We start from the raw sequence: 19773 nt of genomic DNA on the forward strand, positions 1-19773 counted from the left end.
ATCTTGAGGCTTCCGCGCAATACCCCGTGATTTCAGGATGCTCGTCGAAAGGACAAGCTTGACCACTGCGGCGGTCGGGCCAAGCTTTCACCATGGGAAGAGTTCGTTCTGGGTGATGCCGAGGGTTGCATGACGAACACATATCTCGCCGCTGCCCGTGATGTGGTGATCAAGGGAATGTGCGAAAGCCAAGTCGCTCTGTCCGCGGAGCTTGAATTTCATCTAGCATCGACGCTCGCACACTACATCGATCACCCCATCATGCCAGACCGCCTGACACTCCGTTTGATGGACATGGTCCAACGACGTGCGAGACGGGTTGAACCGCGGGAGCTTGGCGACGAGTGCCTCATTTCCTGCGCTTTCTTTGCCGCGCGCTTGACCCGGCATGGCGGTACGATCGTCCATTATGCAGGGCTGGGACAGAATGCCTATGAAATTGCGGGGATGCCGGATGTGGCGCATGGCTTTCCCGAAATGTTGGATGTGCTTCAGGCCAGCAAACCCATCAGCCGGGAACACCCGCTGAGAGCTGATGACGACCCGCAGGCGGAACGTGCGCTCCTACTCTTGGGGCGGGGGCTCAGGTACTGACACTTTGCGCGATCCGGCGATTCTCAGTAAGACGGCATGTCTTCACAGTACTCCCGAACGCAAGCCTATGCCGCAGGGGGAACGAGTGTCGGTGAGGGGCTCATAGCTGGAACAGCATGTTGCATAGTCGAATGCCTCACCTCCGCGTTAAGCGGTCGCCAATGCGGTCGCACAAACGCCAAGCACCTAGATTTGCGATGGCGCAAGCCAAGAGGAGACCGTCGACCTGACCTGCGGGGGGCAGGGCATCCGCCTTACAATTCTGCCAATACGGACTGCCGATAGGCCGACGGCGTCATGCCGGTCATCCGGCGGAAAATTCGGGAGAAATTCTGTGGGTCCTCATAGCCGAGCGCGAGCGCGATATCGACAATCTTGATATCGGAATCAGAGAGAAGTTTGCTTGCCTGTTCGATCCGGGTCCCGGCTAAAATCCCTGTATAAGTTTGACCTAACGACCTCAGTTTCCGCTGCAATGTGCGGCTGCTCATCCCGATAATCTCCGCTGTCTGGTTGATGGAGGGATAGCCGTCTCCGAGATAGGGCCTGAGGACCGCGCGGAGACGGGCAGTGAAGTCCATTTCCCAATTCTCAACGGTTGGATCAGACGCGGCTGAAACCCGCTCGGCGCAGGGACGAGCTAGGTCCGCTGCCTTGACGAGAATCGACGTATGCGGAAATCCGACCATTATGCGGGTATTGCTGTAGGCCTCGAACACCGTGGCACTTGGCACGCAGGAGGACACGAACGTCAATTCTTCCGGATACCACTTCGGGCCCGCCACGCTGCGCATGGTGTCCACCAAAGCCTGAATGATCCCCCATTCCGCCAGACAGGCGCTCGGTCCGCCGTCGAAGCGTAAGGTGTTACAGACAAGGCGAACGTGATCCCGCTCGCGCCACGATCGGGTCGAGAGCGAGCTGTCTTCCCTCACCGCCGCGCTCAGAAATGTGCGCATTCTGACCAGCCCGGTAGGTGAATCCAGCAGTGCTCTACGGAATTCCGAGCCCATCGTGGCAAGGGATTGCCGCATTGCAGCTCGGTATCCGAACTCCATGGGCTCAACGTCGCGACCACCGCGCACCGCCCAGTCTATTGCCAGAGGCAAACTGACATAGGCATCGGGCATGTCCTCGATCCAAGTGGGAAGCGCGGAGCGCTCAAGCGCACGCGTGACCGGCACCCCGATCTCCCGCAACAGGTCAATAAACACCTGCAGATAGGCGGCCCGCACGATCGCCGGCTGCGTCATTCAATTCTCTCCTGCTGCGCAAGTTCAGCACATCCATTCAGTGGCGCGGAACGAGCGGCCCCGGTTGTCGTTGCGTGAAATGATTAATGGACGAAGTTTCAAAATCTACAGAATCCGGATGTTCATCCCAGAAACACACGCGATAAGCACCTCCCTCACAGTTGCAGCGGTTGATGGCCGAACTCGTGATGACCGGGCCGCTATCCCTCAAACGCGTCGCCCGCCATGCCGGTACATCGCCCCGCAGCCTGCAGCGGCATCTCGAGTCACGATCGCTAACATTCCGGTTGCTGGTAGATGAGGTGCGGCTTCAAGTCGCGAGCACGCTTCTTCGCCAGACTGACCTTCCGGCGCAGGAGATCGCGGAAAGGCTTGGATACTCGACGCCAAGCAATTTTACTCGCGCCTTCTGTCGCTGGACCGGTCAAACGCCACGTCAGTTCCGTGGGGACAGAAAAAGCTAATTGGTGGCGCGATATGAGCAGCAAGGTCGGACGGCGGATCGTAAGCAATGGCCGGCTAAAGCTTCAGTGGTACTTGTTCGACTGAGTCTGGTGATCGATGCTAATATCGCGAGACCAATATGTATGGGACCAATGGTTCCATCGGTTCGTCTGGCCCGCTCCTTGGCGCTTGGGAAGGTGTCGTTCTGCAAGGCAGCTCGCCTGCTAACCCTGTACAATACAGATCAGTTTATCGGGAGGGTGCTTTGATGGAAGTGACGAAATTCCGGGGATTGTGTTTCTTTGGCGCTGTAGCGCTGGTCAGTGCGACGGGCGTCCACGCGCAGGACGCATTGCCATTCCCCCCGGCGCCATCCGGCAGCAAAGCGGGTCCGACGATTGCGGAATCAACCTATAATCCGCTTCCGCCGCAATCTCACCTGCCAGAGGATGCGCCGAATATCGTCATCATCATGCTCGACGATGTCGGCCCTGCATTGCCCCATACATTTGGCGGGCCGATCTCCACCCCGACCTTGGACGCGTTGGCTGAGGAAGGTGTCGCCTTCAGCCGCTTCCACAACGCGGCGATGTGCTCGCCGACACGCGCTTCGCTGCTGACCGGGCGCAACCACCACCGTGTCGGCTATGGGCAGATTGCCGAGCTGGCAAATGACTGGGACGGCTATACCGGCCATATCCCTCGGACCTCGGCAACGGTTGCGAAGGTGCTGAGCGGCTACGGCTATGCGACCGCCGCCTTTGGCAAGTGGCACAACACGCCTGCAGATGAAACCACCACTGTCGGGCCCTATACCAACTGGCCGGTGGGCGAAGGCGTCGGCTTCGATTATTTCTACGGCTTCCTCGCGGGGGAATCCTCACAATGGGAACCGGCAGTGGTTGAAAACACCGTCCGCCTCGATCCCTCGCATGGCAAGCAAGGCTACCATTTCACCGAGGACATGGCCGACAAGGCTGTATCTTGGATGAAGCAGGTTGATGCGCTGACCCCGGACCGGCCATTTCTGGTTTACTGGGCGCCGGGCGCTGCACATGGGCCGCACCACATTTTCAAGGAATGGGCCGACAAGTATAAGGGCAAGTTCGATACTGGCTGGGACCAGATGCGTGAGGATATTTTCGCCAAGCAGAAGGACCTTGGCTGGATTCCCGCCGACACCAATCTGACGGCGCGTCCCGACAGTCTCGCTGGTTGGGCCGACATCCCCGAGGACGAACGCGCCTTCCAGTTGCGGCTGATGGAGGTCTTCGCAGGCTATACCGAGCATGCCGATACCCAGGCCGGTCGAGTGCTCAAAGCGCTGGACGAAATCGGCGAGAGAGAAAATACCCTGATCTTCTATGTCTGGGGCGATAACGGCTCCAGCGCCGAGGGACAGAACGGCTCGATCAGCGAGTTGCTGGCCCAAAATGGCATCCAAACCGAAATCAAGGATCACATCAAGGCGATGGACGATCTTGGCGGTCTGGACGTTCTGGGCTCGCCCAAGGCGGATAACATGTATCATGCCGGATGGGCCTGGGCCGGGTCCACGCCTTACCGCTCGACCAAGCTGGTGGCGGCCCATTTTGGCGGCACGCGCACGCCGCTGGTGATCTCCTGGCCGGGCCATATCACGCCGGACAAAAAGCCGCGTGGCCAGTTCCACCATGTGAACGACATTGTTCCGACGATCTATGACGTGCTGGGCATTACGCCGCCGAAGACGGTGGATGGCATCACCCAAGACCCGCTGGACGGGATCAGCATGGCCTATACGTTTGATGCGCCCGAAGCAGCAGGTCAAAAGCATGGCCAGTACTTCGAGGTGATGGGCAGCCGCTCATACTACAAGGACGATTGGATTGCTTCCGTCTTCGGGCCCCGCACGCCCTGGGTGACCGGAATCGATCCCGCAATCCTCCAGTGGTCACCCGACAAGGACAGCTGGGAACTGCATGACCTCAGCAAAGACTACTCCCAAGCTCATGACGTCGCCGCTGACAATCCCGACAAGGTCCACGAACTGAAGGACGCCTTCCTCATTGATGCCAAAGACAACAAGGTCTTCCCAATCGGTGGCGGTTTGTGGTCGGCCGTCTTCCACCCCGAGGATGCACCGCACAATCCGGCAACGGAGTTCACCTATACGCAGGAAGTGATCCAAGTGCCGGAATTCACCGCGCCAAAAGTGGGCGCGCGCAGCAATCTGGTCACCGTCGAGGCCGAACTGAAGCCGGATTCGGCAGGTGTCCTATACGCCTTGGGTGCCTTCTCAGGCGGGCTGGCGCTGTGGGTCGATCAGGGCAAGCTAACCTACGAATATAACCTCTTTGAAATCGAGCGAACCCAGATAGCAACGACGGGTACGCTGCCCACGGGTAAGATCACTATTGAGGTTGAGACCACCAAGACGAGCAAAGATCATACCGGGCCGCTTGATATTGCGATCCGCGTGAACGGGACAGAGATGGCCAAAGGGACCGTGCCGCGCTCCGCCCCGCTGACCTTCACTGCAAATGATGCCTTCGATGTCGGACAAGACAGCTACTCACCGGTTTCCGAGGCCTATTTTGATCGCAAGCCATTTGCCTTTAACGGGACAATTGATCAGGTGAAGGTCGCCTACAAATAGTCAGCAGCCCCGCTGGGGCGGGGTGGAAAACCCACCTCGCCCCAGGCCAAAGGTTGCGACGCGTCTGAATTGAATATCGCTATTCAGCCATGACGGCACCGCTTTCGAACAACTATCGACCGTGTTGCAGGACGCAGACCATCCGAAAACTTCACGACAATAAAGGCAAAGGCCTGCTTTCCACAAAGATGATCAAACTGGAGGTCAAGATGCTTCGTCGCACCACCGGACTCGTTATCGCGACCTGTTCGCTCATCGCGTCAACCACGCAAGCAACTGCACGGCCTTTCGACACAAGCGAGGGTTGGAGCGGACAGGCGACACTCTATGGCTGGCTACCCGTCATTTCGGGAGCTCAGCAGGGCTTGGATGGTGAGCCGGCGCTCGACCTCAAGCAGGATGATATCCTGTCCCGCCTCGATATGGCGTTCATGGGAACCGCTGAGTTGAGACGGGATAAATGGGGCCTGTTAGCAGATCTGGTCTATATCGACCTCAGTCATGAGGCGGACTGGTTGATTCACCGCTTGACCGCCTCGACACAGACAACCGTGAAGATGATCACATTGGCCGCGGCCTATCGGTGGCATGAGGATGATCGCAGCAGCGCCGATTTCTATGCAGGCGCCCGGTATTTCGACGTCAATATGGATTTTGGTAGCGCAACCGATGCGCGTGAACGGGAGGCGGACGCCCAGATATCATGGACGGACGGCATTATTGGCCTGCGCGGGGAAACCAAGCTGAATGATCGGTGGTCTTTCCGGAGTTTTCTGGATGTCGGTGGCTTCGACAGTTCTTCTGACCTGAGTTGGCAGGTCTATGGGGGTGGCAATTACGCTCTCAGCGAGAACTGGGATGCGGCCTTCGGATATCGCTATCTGTCGATTGTCAAAGAAGGTGATCGCAACGCCAAGCTGGACATTGACATCCATGGGCCAGTCATCGGCATTGCCTATAAATTCTAGGTACTTAGGCAATCTCGTGCAGACGAGTGCGAGGCCATTTTTCCAACGAACGGGCAAATGCTCTCGTATGAAAAATGCCGATAAAATAGAACGTTACGAGCTAGCTTCTGGATTAGGCACGCCGTTGAAGGATCAATGTGCTGCAATTGGGTCAAATTCTTACGAACAACTGGCAACGGAGTTTTTTCCATGTTCAGACTATGGCCATTCACCATCGCGGCGGCTTGCATAATGGCGTCGCCGCTCCGGGCACAGGATGCGGCGGCGATTCCCCCGGCTCTGCTCACGCCTGATGTCGTCGAGACGTCGCGCGGAACCTTCAACTTCACTAACGGCGTGCCAAGCGATGAAACCGCCAAGGCGCTCTACGATCAGCTCGACTTCACCTATGCCTATCGTGCTTACATGGATGCCATGCGGGGGGTCAGCATCCGCGCGCTTCGCCGGGGCATGGAGGACATGGGCATCAAAAATAACGAGGTGCTAGTCTTTTCGGAATTGATGGATGCGAAATCGCTGTTCCTTACCCCGAATGCCGACACGATTTACGTCATGGGCTGGATCGACCTCAGCGACGGCCCCGTTGTCATCGAGTCGCCGCCCGATTTCCTTGGCATCGTGCAGGACGCCTGGTTCAACTGGGTGACGGACATGGGCAGCCCGGGCCCTGACCGCGGGATTGGCGGCAAATATCTGCTTGTCCCGCCGGGATACGATGGCCCGCTCCCACAGGGCGGATATTTTGTCGCCCACGCCAATACTAACAGCATCCTCTGGTTCGGTCGCTCATTCCTGAAAGGCGGAAGCGACCCCAAGCCGTCCGTCGAGGTGATCAAGGCATCGACCAAGGTCTATCCGTTTCAGCCGGGTGGGGTCGGAACTTCCATTGCGGAATTCCTGAAGGGCGACGTCCAACTGGGCAAGATCTCGGAACCGCCCGCAACCGTCTTCCACGAAGGCACGGGGATGGTAATGAATACCCTGCCGCCGTCCGATTGGAGCTATTTCGAGCTTCTGAACGAGGTGGTCCAGAGCGAACCCGCCACGGCGCTCGATGAGGAACTGATGGGGCCGATCGCAGCCCTCGGCATCGTCAAAGGGAAGCCATTCGCGCCGGATGATCGCATGAAGGGGATCATGACCGATGCGGTCGCCGTGGCCAACGCCGCGTCGCGCAACCTTCTGATGAACCCACGCGACCCAGACTGGTTCTATTATCCGGACTCGTCCTGGTACAACATGCTGTTCGAAAGCGGCTACGAGTTCGAGACACCAATTCCGGAGATCACAGCGGAGGGCGCAAAGCCCTACCCGGATACCGGTTACCGGCAAATGGATGCGCGCACGGCATTTTTCTACGGCATCACCGGCATCACCCCGGCGATGGCGATGCGGCTAACAGGCATCGGCTCTCAATACCTCATTACGGCCAGAGATGCGGAAAAGAATTATTTCGACGGCTCGCAGACTTACAAGGTCACGTTGCCGAAGGACATCCCGCAGGCGAACTTCTGGTCGCTGACGGTCTACGACAACATGACGCGTTCGATGCTGGACACGCCACAGCGCTACCCGCGGGCAGGCAGCCAGAGCTATCCGTCGCCCGCGGCCGAGACTGCCGCCGACGGTTCGACCACGATCTACTTCTCGCCAACGCAACCAGAGGGTGTGGCACGGGGCAACTGGATCCAGACCGACCCTGATAAGGGCTGGTTCGTTTGCCTGCGCCTCTACAGCCCGCTGGAGCCGTTCTTCGACAAGACTTGGCGCATCAGCGAGATCGAACTCGTGCAGTAAAGTAATACCCTAAGGCAGCGGGCAGCGTCCGTTGGCGCTGCCCGCTAGAAGAGCGTTACAGGCGTTGTGAGCGTTCGCTTTCAAGAGAAAGGAGGCTAAATCATTGCACTGCATGTCGTTCGTTGGGACACAGCGCGGCAAATGCCAGCTTCCCTCTGATCAATCTTAACTAACCGCAGCGGACAGCGCCGCAGCCAATACCTGCTCCGTTGTTTCCCATCAAAACCTCGCTGCGTCTTGCCTGAGCGTTTGCCTTGGCGAAGCAGAGCAGCGTGGACCACAGGCACGCAAACCGCAGAAAAAGGGAGCCCGTTTTCGCTGCAATTGCGAAACGAAGCCTTTCCTGCGGTTTGGATGGCCGTCGGCTAATGGGATGTGCCGGCTGCTTCCCGACCGTTGGGTTATCCTGAAACCAGGATCAACCGTGCAACAAGGAGAAACAGCCATGTGAGCCAAGAAACAAGGAAGCCTTGCATACCTCGCCGTTGTTGGTGTCGATATCGGGAAAAACGTGTTCCATCTGGTCGGCTTCAACCGATCCGGCCAAGTTGTTCTCCGAAAGAAAATCAAGCGTTTTGCCCTCTAGGAAACGTTCGACGCGCTGCCGCGCTGCATCGTCGGAATGGAGGCCTGCCTCAGCTCCCTGTGGCCCTCATGCTACCCTCGTATGTCGTAATTCGTCCAGTGCTTGACCGCCTGTCGCGTGATCTATCAGATTTATCTCCAAGCATAATGACCCACAGGTCACATCATGTCGAATAACCCCGCAATGATAGTTTTAATCATTTCCGCCGTCGTGCTGGCATTGGTCATGTCGCATTTCGCAGTGTCCGAATGAGCCGCGATCTACCGCACCAGTTCCCTAGATGCGTGAAGGCACGACTCATATCTGCCGCCGTCGCGCGGTTCGCCATCACAATCGCATAAACTACCACGCGGGACGCGCTGGCCGCTGTCGCGGATCCATCCTGTAATGCAGACCCCGGACATGCAAACGGCCTTGAGGATGCGAGAGCAGTTGACCGCAAGGGCCATCGCGCATCGCCGTCAGCCCAAGGATGTCCGGCTGCTGCCGGGGTTGAGCCTCTATCTTGGTGACACATTGCGGGAGGCACAGGAGTTGTTTGCCGCGACCCATCGCAGGGTCAGTGCCGATCAACGCATGAAAAACGTGCTGGACATCATCGGCCTCGACCTGCGGAACTGGCCCGAGGATCGCCGGATCAGCGATGCCGACCTGCCCGCAGGCTTCACCTCCACGCGCGGCACGCGTCAGGCCGAAACTTTACGTACAATCATTCGCGACGACGCCCCCACAAGCTCCGATCTGCTGGACCGACCAGAGGTGCTCGCCTCGATGCATTGGCAAGTGATCGGCACGCCGGACGATGCTGCGGAAGAAATCCGGCACTGGTTCGAAGCCGGGGCAATCGACGGGTTCATCGCGGTTCCCGGAGGCTCGCGACGTTCGTTGGATCTGACGCTGAACGGAGTTCTGCCACGTCTCGTGCACCAAGGCATATTCAGGTCCGATTATACGGGGGAAACGCTTGAGGCCCATCTGAACGAGTGATTGGCGCAGTTTGGGAGTTGCGGAGTTCAACCGGGCCTCGGCACGCCTTCCGCGCCGAGGCCGGTTCATTTCATGTGCTGAGTGCGCGACCACCGCGACGCAGCCGGATATAGGCCATATCCAGCGCCAGCATGACCGATAGCGAGGCCCCGACCAGCGGAAAGATCACGCCACCAATTGCCAACAGGACGAGCAGTCCGCGAAACACCCGCCGATCCTGCGGCAAAGGCGGCACGCCCAGCGAGCCAGACGGACGGCGCTTCCACCACATCACCCCCGCCGAGACTGCCAGCAGAACGATCCCCGCGCAGGCCGCCAGCAGGATGATCTGGTTCAACAGCCCGAAGGTCTGGCCCATATGGGTGTTGATGCCCCATTCCAGCGCTTTGCCCATCGGGCCGTAATCGGCATAGCTCATGTCCAGCAGGGCCTCGCCCGAATACTGGTCCAGATGGACGACGCGCTGCTGGCTCAGATCATCGGGATAGATCGAGCCGCTGAACACCCCCTCGGGCTTTTGCGGCAGGCTGACGGTATAGCCGCGATGCAGACCCAGCGCGTCGAGCTTGGCAACCGCGTCATCCAGCGTGATCGCCACTCCGCTGCCGGTGCTTTCGGGGATCTGCGCCTGCTCCAGCGACCATGCGGTCTTGGCGATCCCGTCGAGCTTTTGCCCCGACATCGGCACATTCACCCGCACGCCGTCGGGATAGCCGTCATTGTTGCCATTGGCCCATTCATTGACCTTGGCCCCCCAGACGCCCGACCAGGGCATGCCGGTGAAGGCCAGAAAGACGATGAAGAAGCCGACGAAAATCCCCGTCACCGCGTGCAGATCGCGCCAGAATACCCGCCACTGCGGCTTGCACCGGACCGAGAGCACACCGCCTTTCTGCCCGCGCGGCCACCACAGATAGATGCCGGTGGCGACCAAAAGAATCGACCAACCCGCCGCGATCTCGATGATATAGCGCGCGGAAGTGCCGAAATATTTGAAGCTATGCAGGGTCCGCACCGTCCACATCAGGGTCGAGCGGTCCGGCATCGCCCCCAGAACCAGCCCGTTATAGGGGTTCACATAGACCGCCATTCTGCCGCCTGCGGTCGAGACGGTGATCTCGCTCGAGGCCCCGGCATCTGCGGGGCCGGTATATTTCACCGCGCTTCCCGGCACCGCATCCAGCGCCGAGGCAACCAGAGCCGAAGGTGCCAGCCGCTGGCTTTCCTGCACCTGCACGCGCTTGAGATCGGCGTGGTACCAATCGTCGATCTCGTCGCGGAAAACATACATCGCGCCGGTGATCGAGAGGGTGATCATGAAGGGCAAAACCAGCAGCCCGGCATAGAAATGCCAGCGCCAGACGGCCCGGTAAAGATCGCTCAAGCCCATGACCGGGCGAGCGGAAGTGGTCGAGTAAGACATCTGTCCTCGCATATGCAAGGCCCGCAACAGCAGGCCGCAAAAGGTCTGTTCAGTGGCCCGAATGCCCCGTGTCATGCCCGTGATCGGCGGGGGCAGGACGCATGGCGCGGACTTCGAAGGGCAAAGCGACCTCACCGGCCTTTTCAAAAACCAGAGTCGCCTCGACGGTCTGGCCTTCGGCAAAGGGCGCGGGAATTTGCATGAACATCAGATGAAAGCCGCCCGGCTTCAGTACGACCGTTTCTCCGGCGGGGATCGGCAGGCCATCGGGCAGTTCGCGCATCTTCATCACGCTGCCATTCATGGTCATCTCGTGGATCTGCACCTCGCCCGCTCGGGGCGAACGAACCGAGACCAGACGATCGCCTTCCGCGCCATCATTGCGGATGGTCAGGAACCCGCCCGCGACCGGGGCTTTGGGTGGCATGGCACGGATATAGGCCTCGGATACCGCCGGCCTAGCCGGATCTGCCACGGCGGCAGCACCGCATAGGCCAAGGAAAAGCGCGCCCAACATGGGGGCCGCGAGAATATTGAACTTCATGGGAATTACCTGTCAGTGAGTTTTCTTCGCCGCCCGAAAGCGGTGCGGAACTCAGGCAGCAGGAGGTCCCCGGGCCGAGGGGGCCAGTACCTCGGCGCGCAAGACGCGCAGATCATGCGCGGGGGCGAGATCGGCAGGCTGGCCCATCATCGCCGCGACAATCGGCAGCATCGGCGCGGCGCCCAGCATGGGCTGGGCATGAACCGACCAATCGCAAGGCGGCTTCGGCGTTTTGGGAACCGGTTGGCTATGCTCGGCGCGATATTCGTCGGCGCGAACGACATTGCCCTCGCCATCCAGCACCATCTCGACCGGGAGGTGATCGGCGCAAAGCACGACCATGAAGCTTTCCGGCGTCACACCCTGCGCCACCATCGTGCCCTGCGCCATCAGCGACAGCAGCACGAAGGGCAGGACCATGACCAGCGCCACCGCCCGGCGCATGGCCGCGAAGCTAATGGCAACGGATCGGGCTATATGGTGCATCATGAACTCAGTTGGATGCGAGAACTAATAGCCGGATGTTACTGAACGCGCCAGAGTCTTGCTTGCTCATGCTTTTAGATGAAGCCCGGCACGATCAACCACCGAATGGCGGCTTTCCGAGTTCGCTGCGCCAGCGATGCTGCAAACCCACGGTCAGCAAACCGCCCGATCTCTGTAGCAAGACACCGCTCCACGCTGCGCATCGCCTGAATGACCGCTTGATCAAACATGCTGCAGCCGCCGTGCCGCACTGCAGCGGTCAGCAAACCGGCCCATTCTGTCTGTCAGCGAGGTTCGCAGCGTGACGGCCAAGGTGCTGGGAAGCAGACGCAGATTCTGGATTCGAAAGGCGCGCTGATTGACAGCGCACCTCGCTAGGCCTCAACCAGATCTCAGGCGTTCACCTTGTCCTTGATCGTCTTGGCAAAGGTCATTTTCACCGCACGGTCAGCTTCCTTCTCAATTGCCGCGCCGGTCGAGGGGTTTCGGACTGTGCGTGCGGCACGTTCACGGCAATAAATCTTGCCGACTTCCGGGATGGTGATCGCACCACCCGCAACCACCTGATCGTGGATCAAGCCGCTAAGTGCTTCGATGATCGCGGTTGCCGCCTTCTTTTCCGTACCCGCGCGACTGGCGCGCTCAGTGATCAGTTCAGCCTTGGTCAATGACTTGGACATCTGCAAATTTCCTCCTGCTTTCCGCACTTTTTGCTATCCCAATCGAAGGACCAGCATCTGGCAAGTTAAAAGGCACCGCTTCCATCACGACGCAATGATGGCACGTGACAGAAGCAAGGGGCGGGCCAAATAGCTCGCGACGAGCAAGGCCAGCCCGCAGTCGCCAATCTTGCCCTCGTCGATCTCCACAGCCCTGCCCTCCTTTGCCATGTTCCTAACGCTCGCGTTCCCGATCTTCACGGTCAGGCGCTTGCGAGCGGTCCGCCTGGCGCCTGCCCTCACCCACGCCCAGATCCTGCAGCCGCGCCTTGGCCTCGTGGACCTGTTTCAAACTTAGCCCCATGCTCTCATGCTGTTCGGCGGCGGCGGTGATGGCGCGCGCGATGTCGCGCCGTTGCGCGGGGTCTGGAATATCAAGCGCCAGTGCCCGATCGTCGCCCTTGGCCAGCCGTGCCATCAGATCGTCGCCGTAGCGCTGGGTCAGATCTTTGACAAAACGCCCAGCATGGTCGTCACTCTGGAAGGCGACCTGCCCGTCCTGCTTCACCGTCTGCGCCATGGTCTGCAGAGTGCGTAACAGGCGATCATGCTCGCGGCGCGGCTCGAAGCTGCGATCCAGCAGTTCGGCGGCCTTGGCATAGAAGCTTTCGACCAGGCCTGCGGCCTCGCCCCGATCCCTATCGCCGGCGAGATTGAGGCCCCGGCTCTCCGCCACCGCCTGAATATCCTGCCGCGTCCAATCGCGCTCCTGCCAGGCATTGACCGCGCCTTGGCCCATGCGGTCCTGGATTTGGGCCGGATCAAGCCCGACGGATTTCGCCGCCTCGGCAATCCTTTCGCGGATCTCGGCGATGCCGTCAGGGCCGATCTCGTGGGTGACGCCTTCGCGGGTCATCGCAGTCTCGCCGATCTGGTTGCGATGCAAGACCTCACGCGCCGGGCGTTGCATCAATGCGGCGCCACGGTCATCACCAAGCTCGCGCGCAACATCGGATGCCGCCGCGTAGAATTCGCGCCGCATCTCGCCCTGCTCGCTTTGCGGCAATTGCCGGATGCCGGTCTCGACCCTGTCGAGCCAGGCATCGTAATAGCGGCCGAGATCGCCACGGTTCTGAACATCCTGTGCCTGCATGAACTCCTCCGTCGATTGAATGATCCCGCCGCGCGCGAGGATCTGCGCGACGGCCTCGATCTTGCTGGCCAGTTCCGCCTCGCGGCTCTGCCGCGCCATCGAGGAAAAGAGCTGCAAGGTGGCGACATTCTCGCGGATCTGCGCCAAAGCATCACGAATGGCCGGCCCCTGCAGCGGCACTTCCCGGACCTCGCGGCCCTCGCGCAAAGCCCGCTCGAGCTCGGCCCGTGACGGGCCATAGGTGAGCTTGCCGCGCTCGATGCGCGAGGCACTGTCGAGAAAAAGCCCCTGCTCGGCGGCGATCTCGACAACGCGCTCCTTCATCGTGATCACGTCAAAGGCATGGCCCTTGGCCATGTAGAACCAGCTGTCGTGTTCCAGCCCGCGATTGTTGATGACGATATGGACATGAGGGTGACTGCGGTCGGTATGCAAGGCCGCGATATAGGCCCATTCATCCGCGACATGCCGGCCGCTTTGAAACATTTCCGCCGCCCAGATCTCGGCAACCTGCAGCGCACGATGCGGTGCGACATCGGCCGGAAAGGACAAAAGCAGATGCGTGGTATGGCCATTCTTCGGATCACCCGTCCAGGCATCTTCCCAATCCCCGGCAATGGTCTTGCGCTCCTCGCGGCTCAAGGTGCGGCGCTCCGGATCATGCTCGACCATATTGCCGAAGATCGCACTGGCCTTGGAGAAGAGATAGTCGAACTGATTGCCGAGCTGCTTGCGGTTATGGGTGCCGCCATGATGGATCTTCTTCAGCACCGCGGCATTCGAGCCCTGGGCCAGACGCCAGAGATTATTGGCGCGAGTGGTGAAGCGTTGCCGCGTGGATCCCTTGCCACCGCGCAGATAGCGCAGGCGCAAGTCCTCGAGGACCCCTTCCGTCACGCTAGCCATCCGCACGCTCCGAATAACTGCGGAACAGCCGCACGCCGCGGCGGCGCTGTTCCTCGACCACGGCATTGAGCCAGGTCCGGAGCTTCGGCAGCGCGAGGCGCAGCTCGTTCAGCACCTGCCATTCGGCGCGGGCGAGATCGACGCGGCCGCGATTGGCGGCCAGGGCAATCTGGTTCACATTCACCCCGATCTTATGCAGTTCGGATTTGATCTCGCCGAGCTTCGCGGCCTCCTCGGGCGGGAATTCCAGCATGCCGACACTGGCCCGCAGCACCGAGCGCAGGGCATCCGAGCGCGAGCTGGCCCCCATCCGCAACTGCAACCGCGCCAGCGCCTCGAGTTCCTCCGGTGAGAGCCGCACCGTCACCGCCTTGCCCGAGGTCGTGGTCGCCCCGGAGTCCCGGATGCGCCGGGTCTTGGCCCGCTTCAGCTTGGCGGCGTCCACCCCAGTGGCGGCGGCATCTGCCGCCCCTCGCCTTTGATCTGAGCCCTGCGTGAAACCCGTCACTGCCCCTCCGATCCGGCAGGGCGCGAGCTTTGTACACATTGCGCATTTCCTGCCATAGCCCTTTGCTGCCAGATGCGACTCCAGCTGTCAACGCAACCGGAGCTTGCGCAGGGCGCGCCGACCGGGAGGCCATCGGTACGGCGCAAAGGGTCCGTTTGCTTCCATGCCCCAGGCTTCGGGCCAGAGGCCCGGCCGTTTCGGGCGCAGCGCGCCCGGAGGCTGCCCCCCCTCGGGCAGCCGCTGCCGTGAGACGCTGCCAAGGGCCCGCGGGCGGGGTTGTGACGGCTGTCCGGCCCCTGCGCGCGTGGCGAGGTGGCGACGCACCTTCACGCCCAAAACGCCGAAGCTGCTTGGGAGAAGCGAAGGATTTTCCAGGAAACTGACGATGGGACGGATGGCGCAGCCTGCGGGTATCTGATCGCTAGACAGTGGCAGCCCCCATTGACGCGGCCTCAACATGCCGCGGCTGGGAGATCGCAAGTGCAGAAAACCTCGAAACTATCACGGGGCGCGGTGAGAGTTCGCGGAACGCATTTACCGCATGCCGCGAGACGGGTTCCGTACCGCGTGTGCGGCTTTCCGCTTATTGGTTTACGCTTCGCGTTTCGTGTGTTGTGTGTCGCGCTATGCGGGTGTTGTCTTGCGGGAGGTGCGTTGGACCCCGCGCGGCGGAACCGGAGGAGAGCTGATGCAGAACGGCATTCGTGTCATCACCGCGATGAACCGCAAGGGCGGCTGCGGCAAGACCACGCTGATCATGGGGCTGGCCTCGGCGGCGGCCGAGCGTGGCGAGAGCGTCACCATCTTCGACACCGATGAGAGCCGCAGCAGTTGGAAATGGATGGAGCGCGCCAAGGCGCAGGGCCATTGGAATGACCTGGTCCGGGTCATTCCGACACTTTCTGCGGCTGCGGTGATCGCTGAGATCACTGCGATCTTTGCCCAGCCCGATCAGGAACATCTCATTCTGGTCGACACTTTTGGCGGCGGCTCGGAGGCGCAGGATCATCTCGCGCTGATCTCGCATCTGCTGATCGCGCCCTGCATGCTCTCGGCGAATAACTACGAGGAAAGCCTCGAGACCGGGCTTTGGTATATCCGGCTCAAATCCCGCGTCGAGGATCCGGGCGAATTGCCGCCCTTCCGGGTGCTGCTCAATCGCGTACCGCTTTCCCGCTCGGCCGCCGAGCATGAGATCTATGAGCAGGTGATCCGCAATATGCCGGTGCTGGGCGAGGTGGTGATGAACCGGGCGATGTATACAAGGCTCGACGGTCAGGGGCTCTTGGGCGAGATCCGTAGGAGCACCAGAAACCCCGGCGTCGCCAACCATCTGGCGACCGCGCTGCAGGAAATGGACGAGGTCCTGACCGAGCTCGATCGCACCATCCGGGAGGAAGGGTAATGGCCAAGCTCAAGCTGCCGGGTCGGATCTCGGCCCCCGATCCCGGATTCAGCCGGCGGCTGGAATTCGAGGCGGCGGCGGGACCAGAGGAAGTTCCGGCGCCCGCGCCGGAGACCGAGACCGAGACCGAGACCGAGACCGAGACCGAGACCGAGACCGAGACCGAGACGGCAAGCGAACCTGTGAAAGACGGGCAAGCGACAGTAAGGGCGGCCGTGGCGAAAACCTCAGCCAAGCAAAAACGCCGCGCAGCGCCGCGCCCCGGAGCCACCCCCGCCCTGACGCGCGGGTTGCAGCGCGCGAGCGAAGAGATGGTGACAATCCGCGTGCTTTACCGCCTGCCCGATGACTTGGTCGCGCGCGCGGGAGCATGGGCCGAGAAGGCGCGCTGCCCGACCGGCACCGTGCTCCGACGCGCCATGACAGAGTTGCGCCCCGAGCTTGTCGCGGCGCTGGAAGCCGGGATCGACTATCGCGACATCCCGACCGAGCGGGCCAAACAATCGCCGCATCGTTTCGACAGTTCGATCACCTTGTCCCGCGCCGCCCATACCCGGCTGTGCCAGGAAATCGATCCCGAGGGTCTGGCCGGACTGACTCCGGCCCTGTCGCGCTGGGTCAGGGCTAAGGTGATCGCGCATCTCGACAAATTCCTGACCCGGGCGGGATATTGACCGGGCCTCCGAGCATGGGGCACCCTGCAAGACCTGTATCGAGACGACGTCAGCCGCCGTCATCAAGGATGGCGGGTGGTCGCTCCGGTCAGTAACCTGGCACCCTCACGCCCGCAGACCAAAAGGAAGCTCATGACCAAATTCAGCCTCGTCCTCGTCATCATGGCGATAAGCGCCTGCTCATCCGGTGGATCGGTCAAAGGCAAGACCCCGTCGGAACTGCGTGCGTCATGCCAGGACGGCCGGACGGCGGCCTGCCGCGCGGTGCGCCAACACGATCAGCTGCTGTAACGACAAGTGGCAGCCTAAGCGAATGACGCTTTTGATCGGGCACGAACACGCGATATCCCCGAAGTCTACTTCAGCGGGTTAGTGACCGCGACCGGCGCACATTGAGCCCGGCGCGGGTTTCACAGGTGGAAATCCGGCTCGGCCGGATTTTCCGCTCCCCTGTTGGCGCCCGCCGCTCGACGCGGCGGGCGCAGTGTTGGCTAGGAAATCTCGGGCCGTCAGGCGGCCTCGCCTTGCTCCACCGGCTTGGCCGCACCGGCGCAGGCCAGCAGGAAATCTGCCGCCTTCTGCGCCTCGGTCGCGGCCTTGAAGATCATCCGCTTGTCGTCTTGCAGGGCGCGCAGCCAGCTTTCGACATAGGCCGCCGATTGGCCGAAGTCCGGGGTCAGGCCAAGCTGGGCGCAGAGCATGCAATTGCCAATCTCGGCAATCAGCTCCTCGAAGGCATAGGCCTGGCGCGCGGCAAAGCGGTCGAGCCGGTCAAGGCGGGTGCCATGGCCGGTCCAATGGCAGGCCTCATGCGCCAGCGTCCCGTAGAACCCGGCCGCGTCATAAAAGCTCGAGATCGGCGGCATATGGATGTAATCCGCCTGCGGGTCGTAATAGGCCTGCGGCTCGTCACTCACGCGGATATCCGCCCCGATGGCGGCGAAGAAAGCCTCGAGGCGCGGATCGGGCTGTGTGCCGAGATCGCGGATAGGTTCAGCGGCTGAAGCGTGAAATTCTTCCGGCAAGCCGTCGATCTGGTCGGCATTGAAGACCCGGTAGCTCTTCAAATAGGGGATGCGCTTTTCGGCGCCGCTGTCTTCGTCTTCCCGCGCGAGGGTGCCGTATTTGACCACGGTGGCGCTTTTCTCGCCCTTGCGGACCTGACCGCCTGCGGCCTCGGCCTGCTTATAGGTAAACCAATAGGCGCTGCCATAGCCCTGCGCCGATGCCGCCAGCCAGAGCATCAGCACATTGATCCCGCGATAGGCCTCGCCATTGCCGCGCAAGGGCATCTGTGCCGCCCTACCTTCGCCGGTCCAGGGCTTGCGCCATGCCGGGCTGCCCGCCTCGAGGCTGGCAATAATGCTGTCGGTCACCTGCTGATAAAGATCGAATGCCATCTTCGGCCCTCCAATGCTGTCGCGGCCTTGAAGCTCTCGCCCCCTCGTCCGCTTTGGGCGGAGCCTTTCCGTCTGTTCTCTGGAAAACCTCCGTGTTTTCCGGAGGGCAGAGCGGGAAGGGCAAAGCCCGGCCCGTGGCCCCGGCGCGGGCGGTCATGGGTCGCGGGACCGGGGTGGTGCGGCCCGCAGCGCGTGAGCGCGAGGACACGGCCCGGTCGCGCTACGACGCGCGGCACACGCGGCGCTTGCCCATTGATCCGACCGCGCCGGGGATGCGAGGCGGACAAATCAGGAGTGGAAAGAACCGCGGCGCGGTGGTGAGCCGGGCCCTGCCCGGTCGATCCGCCGCACCGACAATTTCCCGGCTCGGGCCGCGCCTCTGGCGCGGTCCTCATTCGATCATGAAAAGATCATCCGAGCGCTTCCGCCGCCGAAAAGGGGAGCGGGCATTCATCAGGTTGCGCAGAAATCGACGCCTCTCATGGTCTTCTATGGTCACTGATCGCAGCGACTACGACAGGCGGGGGCAATTTGCCGCCGGTTTCGAGGTCAAACCGCTGCGAGAATCCGCCGAGGAACCGTACAAGTGGTGGTCTCGTTGCACTTATACAACTATTGCGTGCCTTCAGAAGCCATGGAAAGGAAGCCAAGCGTTGCCACTCGACGACCAAACCCGCGCCGACATCCTCACCGGCATTACCAGCGCTGCCCGCGCGCTGAGCGACCTCGATGCCGCGCTGCATGGCCCCGATCTTGCCAATCTGCAGGGCAAGGTGGGCTCAGTGATGGCGACAGAGATCGTGCTGCTGCGCCAACTCGCCGCCAAGCTTTTCAATACCGATCTGCCGCATGATCCGGTCCAAATCACCGAAGCTCTCGCGAAACTCTCCCTCAAAGCCTGATCCCGGCCTGCCGGGGGTGGTGAAGGGTTCCTGATCGGAAGGGCCGCACGCGGTTTGCCCTGCGCCCGCATTCGCGTCAGCACCAACCGCGCGGTATTCAGGCCTGATAGCCACGCCTGCGTTTGGCGGCGGCCAGTCGCAGCAGAGCATTGATCGCTTGGCCCTCATCCGCATGCGGCTCGCTCAGATGCTGACCCGGCCTGCCGATGCGGCCCCATTGCCGCACCAGGCTGGCACCGCCGAAGAGATCAGGCTCGACCGAGAGGCGATAGAAGCGCCGCATATTGCGGTCAGGATCGATCCGCCGCAGCACTATCTCGCGCGGAAAGACATCAATCTGATCTTCAAGATCGCGCATCTGGATCCTGCTCCCCTCGTAGGGCCAGAATAGCAGCGGCAGGCATTTCTCGCCAAGGGCCTGAAATCCTTCCCTTACATTTTGGGTG

At 61.2% G+C, this 19773-nt stretch carries 19 protein-coding genes; 10 read left to right on the plus strand and 9 right to left on the minus strand.

Going from position 1 to position 19773, the window contains the following annotated elements; genetic code table 11:
* Positions 1-129 precede the first annotated feature (129 nt).
* Positions 130-594 (plus strand): hypothetical protein, encoded by a 465-nt coding sequence (locus RGQ15_RS22175; protein WP_311163080.1) that lies wholly within the window; start codon positions 130-132, stop codon positions 592-594.
* 254 nt (positions 595-848) lie between these two features.
* Here the strand turns inward: RGQ15_RS22175 and RGQ15_RS22180 are convergent, their stop codons facing one another.
* Complete coding sequence (locus RGQ15_RS22180) at positions 849-1847, minus strand: AraC family transcriptional regulator (RefSeq protein WP_311163081.1); 999 nt, start codon at positions 1845-1847, stop codon at positions 849-851.
* A gap of 188 nt (positions 1848-2035) precedes the next feature.
* On the opposite strand from RGQ15_RS22180, the gene RGQ15_RS22440 reads away from it, so the two are divergent.
* The 5 genes from RGQ15_RS22440 to RGQ15_RS22205 all read left to right on the plus strand — a co-directional run bounded on the left by RGQ15_RS22440 (position 2036) and on the right by RGQ15_RS22205 (position 9267).
* Positions 2036-2311, plus strand: a complete 276-nt coding sequence (locus RGQ15_RS22440; protein WP_409201374.1) for a helix-turn-helix transcriptional regulator — start codon at positions 2036-2038, stop codon at positions 2309-2311.
* A gap of 248 nt (positions 2312-2559) precedes the next feature.
* Positions 2560-4929: an arylsulfatase gene (locus tag RGQ15_RS22185; protein WP_311163082.1), complete on the plus strand. Its 2370-nt coding sequence runs from the start codon at positions 2560-2562 to the stop codon at positions 4927-4929.
* Between the two features lie 89 nt (positions 4930-5018).
* Positions 5019-5897, plus strand: coding sequence for an outer membrane protein (locus RGQ15_RS22190; RefSeq protein WP_311163083.1), 879 nt, complete (start codon positions 5019-5021; stop codon positions 5895-5897).
* A 135-nt stretch (positions 5898-6032) separates the two neighbouring features.
* On the plus strand, positions 6033-7694 hold the full coding sequence (locus tag RGQ15_RS22195; protein ID WP_311163084.1) for a DUF1254 domain-containing protein: 1662 nt from the start codon (positions 6033-6035) through the stop codon (positions 7692-7694).
* Between the two features lie 1018 nt (positions 7695-8712).
* Complete coding sequence (locus RGQ15_RS22205; protein WP_311163085.1) at positions 8713-9267, plus strand: LLM class oxidoreductase; 555 nt, start codon at positions 8713-8715, stop codon at positions 9265-9267.
* A gap of 70 nt (positions 9268-9337) precedes the next feature.
* Here RGQ15_RS22205 and RGQ15_RS22210 read toward each other — a convergent pair whose 3' ends face one another.
* The 6 genes from RGQ15_RS22210 to RGQ15_RS22235 form a co-directional block, all read right to left on the minus strand.
* Positions 9338-10690 carry a PepSY-associated TM helix domain-containing protein gene (locus RGQ15_RS22210; RefSeq protein ID WP_311163086.1) on the minus strand — a complete coding sequence of 451 codons (1353 nt, stop codon included), beginning with the start codon at positions 10688-10690 and terminating at the stop codon, positions 9338-9340.
* 49 nt (positions 10691-10739) lie between these two features.
* Positions 10740-11234, minus strand: a complete 495-nt coding sequence (locus RGQ15_RS22215; protein WP_311163087.1) for a copper chaperone PCu(A)C — start codon at positions 11232-11234, stop codon at positions 10740-10742.
* Positions 11235-11285: 51 nt separating this feature from the next.
* A complete protein-coding gene (locus RGQ15_RS22220; RefSeq protein WP_311163088.1) occupies positions 11286-11720 on the minus strand; it encodes a hypothetical protein in 435 nt (144 codons plus the stop codon).
* Between the two features lie 392 nt (positions 11721-12112).
* Complete coding sequence (locus RGQ15_RS22225) at positions 12113-12400, minus strand: HU family DNA-binding protein (protein WP_311163108.1); 288 nt, start codon at positions 12398-12400, stop codon at positions 12113-12115.
* Positions 12401-12614: 214 nt separating this feature from the next.
* On the minus strand, positions 12615-14438 hold the full coding sequence (locus tag RGQ15_RS22230; protein ID WP_311163089.1) for a relaxase/mobilization nuclease domain-containing protein: 1824 nt from the start codon (positions 14436-14438) through the stop codon (positions 12615-12617).
* Positions 14431-14985: a ribbon-helix-helix protein, CopG family gene (locus RGQ15_RS22235; RefSeq protein ID WP_311163090.1), complete on the minus strand. Its 555-nt coding sequence runs from the start codon at positions 14983-14985 to the stop codon at positions 14431-14433. Before RGQ15_RS22235 ends, RGQ15_RS22230 begins: the two co-directional genes overlap by 8 nt.
* Before the next feature lie 649 nt (positions 14986-15634).
* Between RGQ15_RS22235 and RGQ15_RS22240 the strand changes: the two genes are divergently transcribed.
* The 3 genes from RGQ15_RS22240 (at position 15635) to RGQ15_RS22250 (ending at position 17316) form a co-directional block, all read left to right on the plus strand.
* Entirely contained in the window at positions 15635-16351 is a 717-nt protein-coding gene (locus tag RGQ15_RS22240) for a nucleotide-binding protein (protein ID WP_311163091.1), read from the plus strand.
* Positions 16351-17025: a hypothetical protein gene (locus RGQ15_RS22245; protein WP_311163092.1), complete on the plus strand. Its 675-nt coding sequence runs from the start codon at positions 16351-16353 to the stop codon at positions 17023-17025. The genes RGQ15_RS22240 and RGQ15_RS22245 overlap by 1 nt, the downstream gene beginning before the upstream one ends.
* Before the next feature lie 132 nt (positions 17026-17157).
* Positions 17158-17316: a hypothetical protein gene (locus RGQ15_RS22250; protein WP_155097314.1), complete on the plus strand. Its 159-nt coding sequence runs from the start codon at positions 17158-17160 to the stop codon at positions 17314-17316.
* Between the two features lie 218 nt (positions 17317-17534).
* Here RGQ15_RS22250 and RGQ15_RS22255 read toward each other — a convergent pair whose 3' ends face one another.
* Positions 17535-18425, minus strand: a complete 891-nt coding sequence (locus RGQ15_RS22255; protein WP_311163093.1) for an ArdC family protein — start codon at positions 18423-18425, stop codon at positions 17535-17537.
* Between the two features lie 491 nt (positions 18426-18916).
* Between RGQ15_RS22255 and RGQ15_RS22260 the strand changes: the two genes are divergently transcribed.
* On the plus strand, positions 18917-19327 hold the full coding sequence (locus RGQ15_RS22260; protein WP_311163094.1) for a hypothetical protein: 411 nt from the start codon (positions 18917-18919) through the stop codon (positions 19325-19327).
* A gap of 97 nt (positions 19328-19424) precedes the next feature.
* Here the strand turns inward: RGQ15_RS22260 and RGQ15_RS22265 are convergent, their stop codons facing one another.
* On the minus strand, positions 19425-19685 hold the full coding sequence (locus RGQ15_RS22265; RefSeq protein ID WP_311163095.1) for a WGR domain-containing protein: 261 nt from the start codon (positions 19683-19685) through the stop codon (positions 19425-19427).
* Positions 19686-19773: the final 88 nt, after the last annotated feature.

Origin of the sequence: Paracoccus sp. MBLB3053 (assembly GCF_031822435.1) — a bacterium.
Taxonomy (GTDB): domain Bacteria; phylum Pseudomonadota; class Alphaproteobacteria; order Rhodobacterales; family Rhodobacteraceae; genus Paracoccus; species Paracoccus aurantius.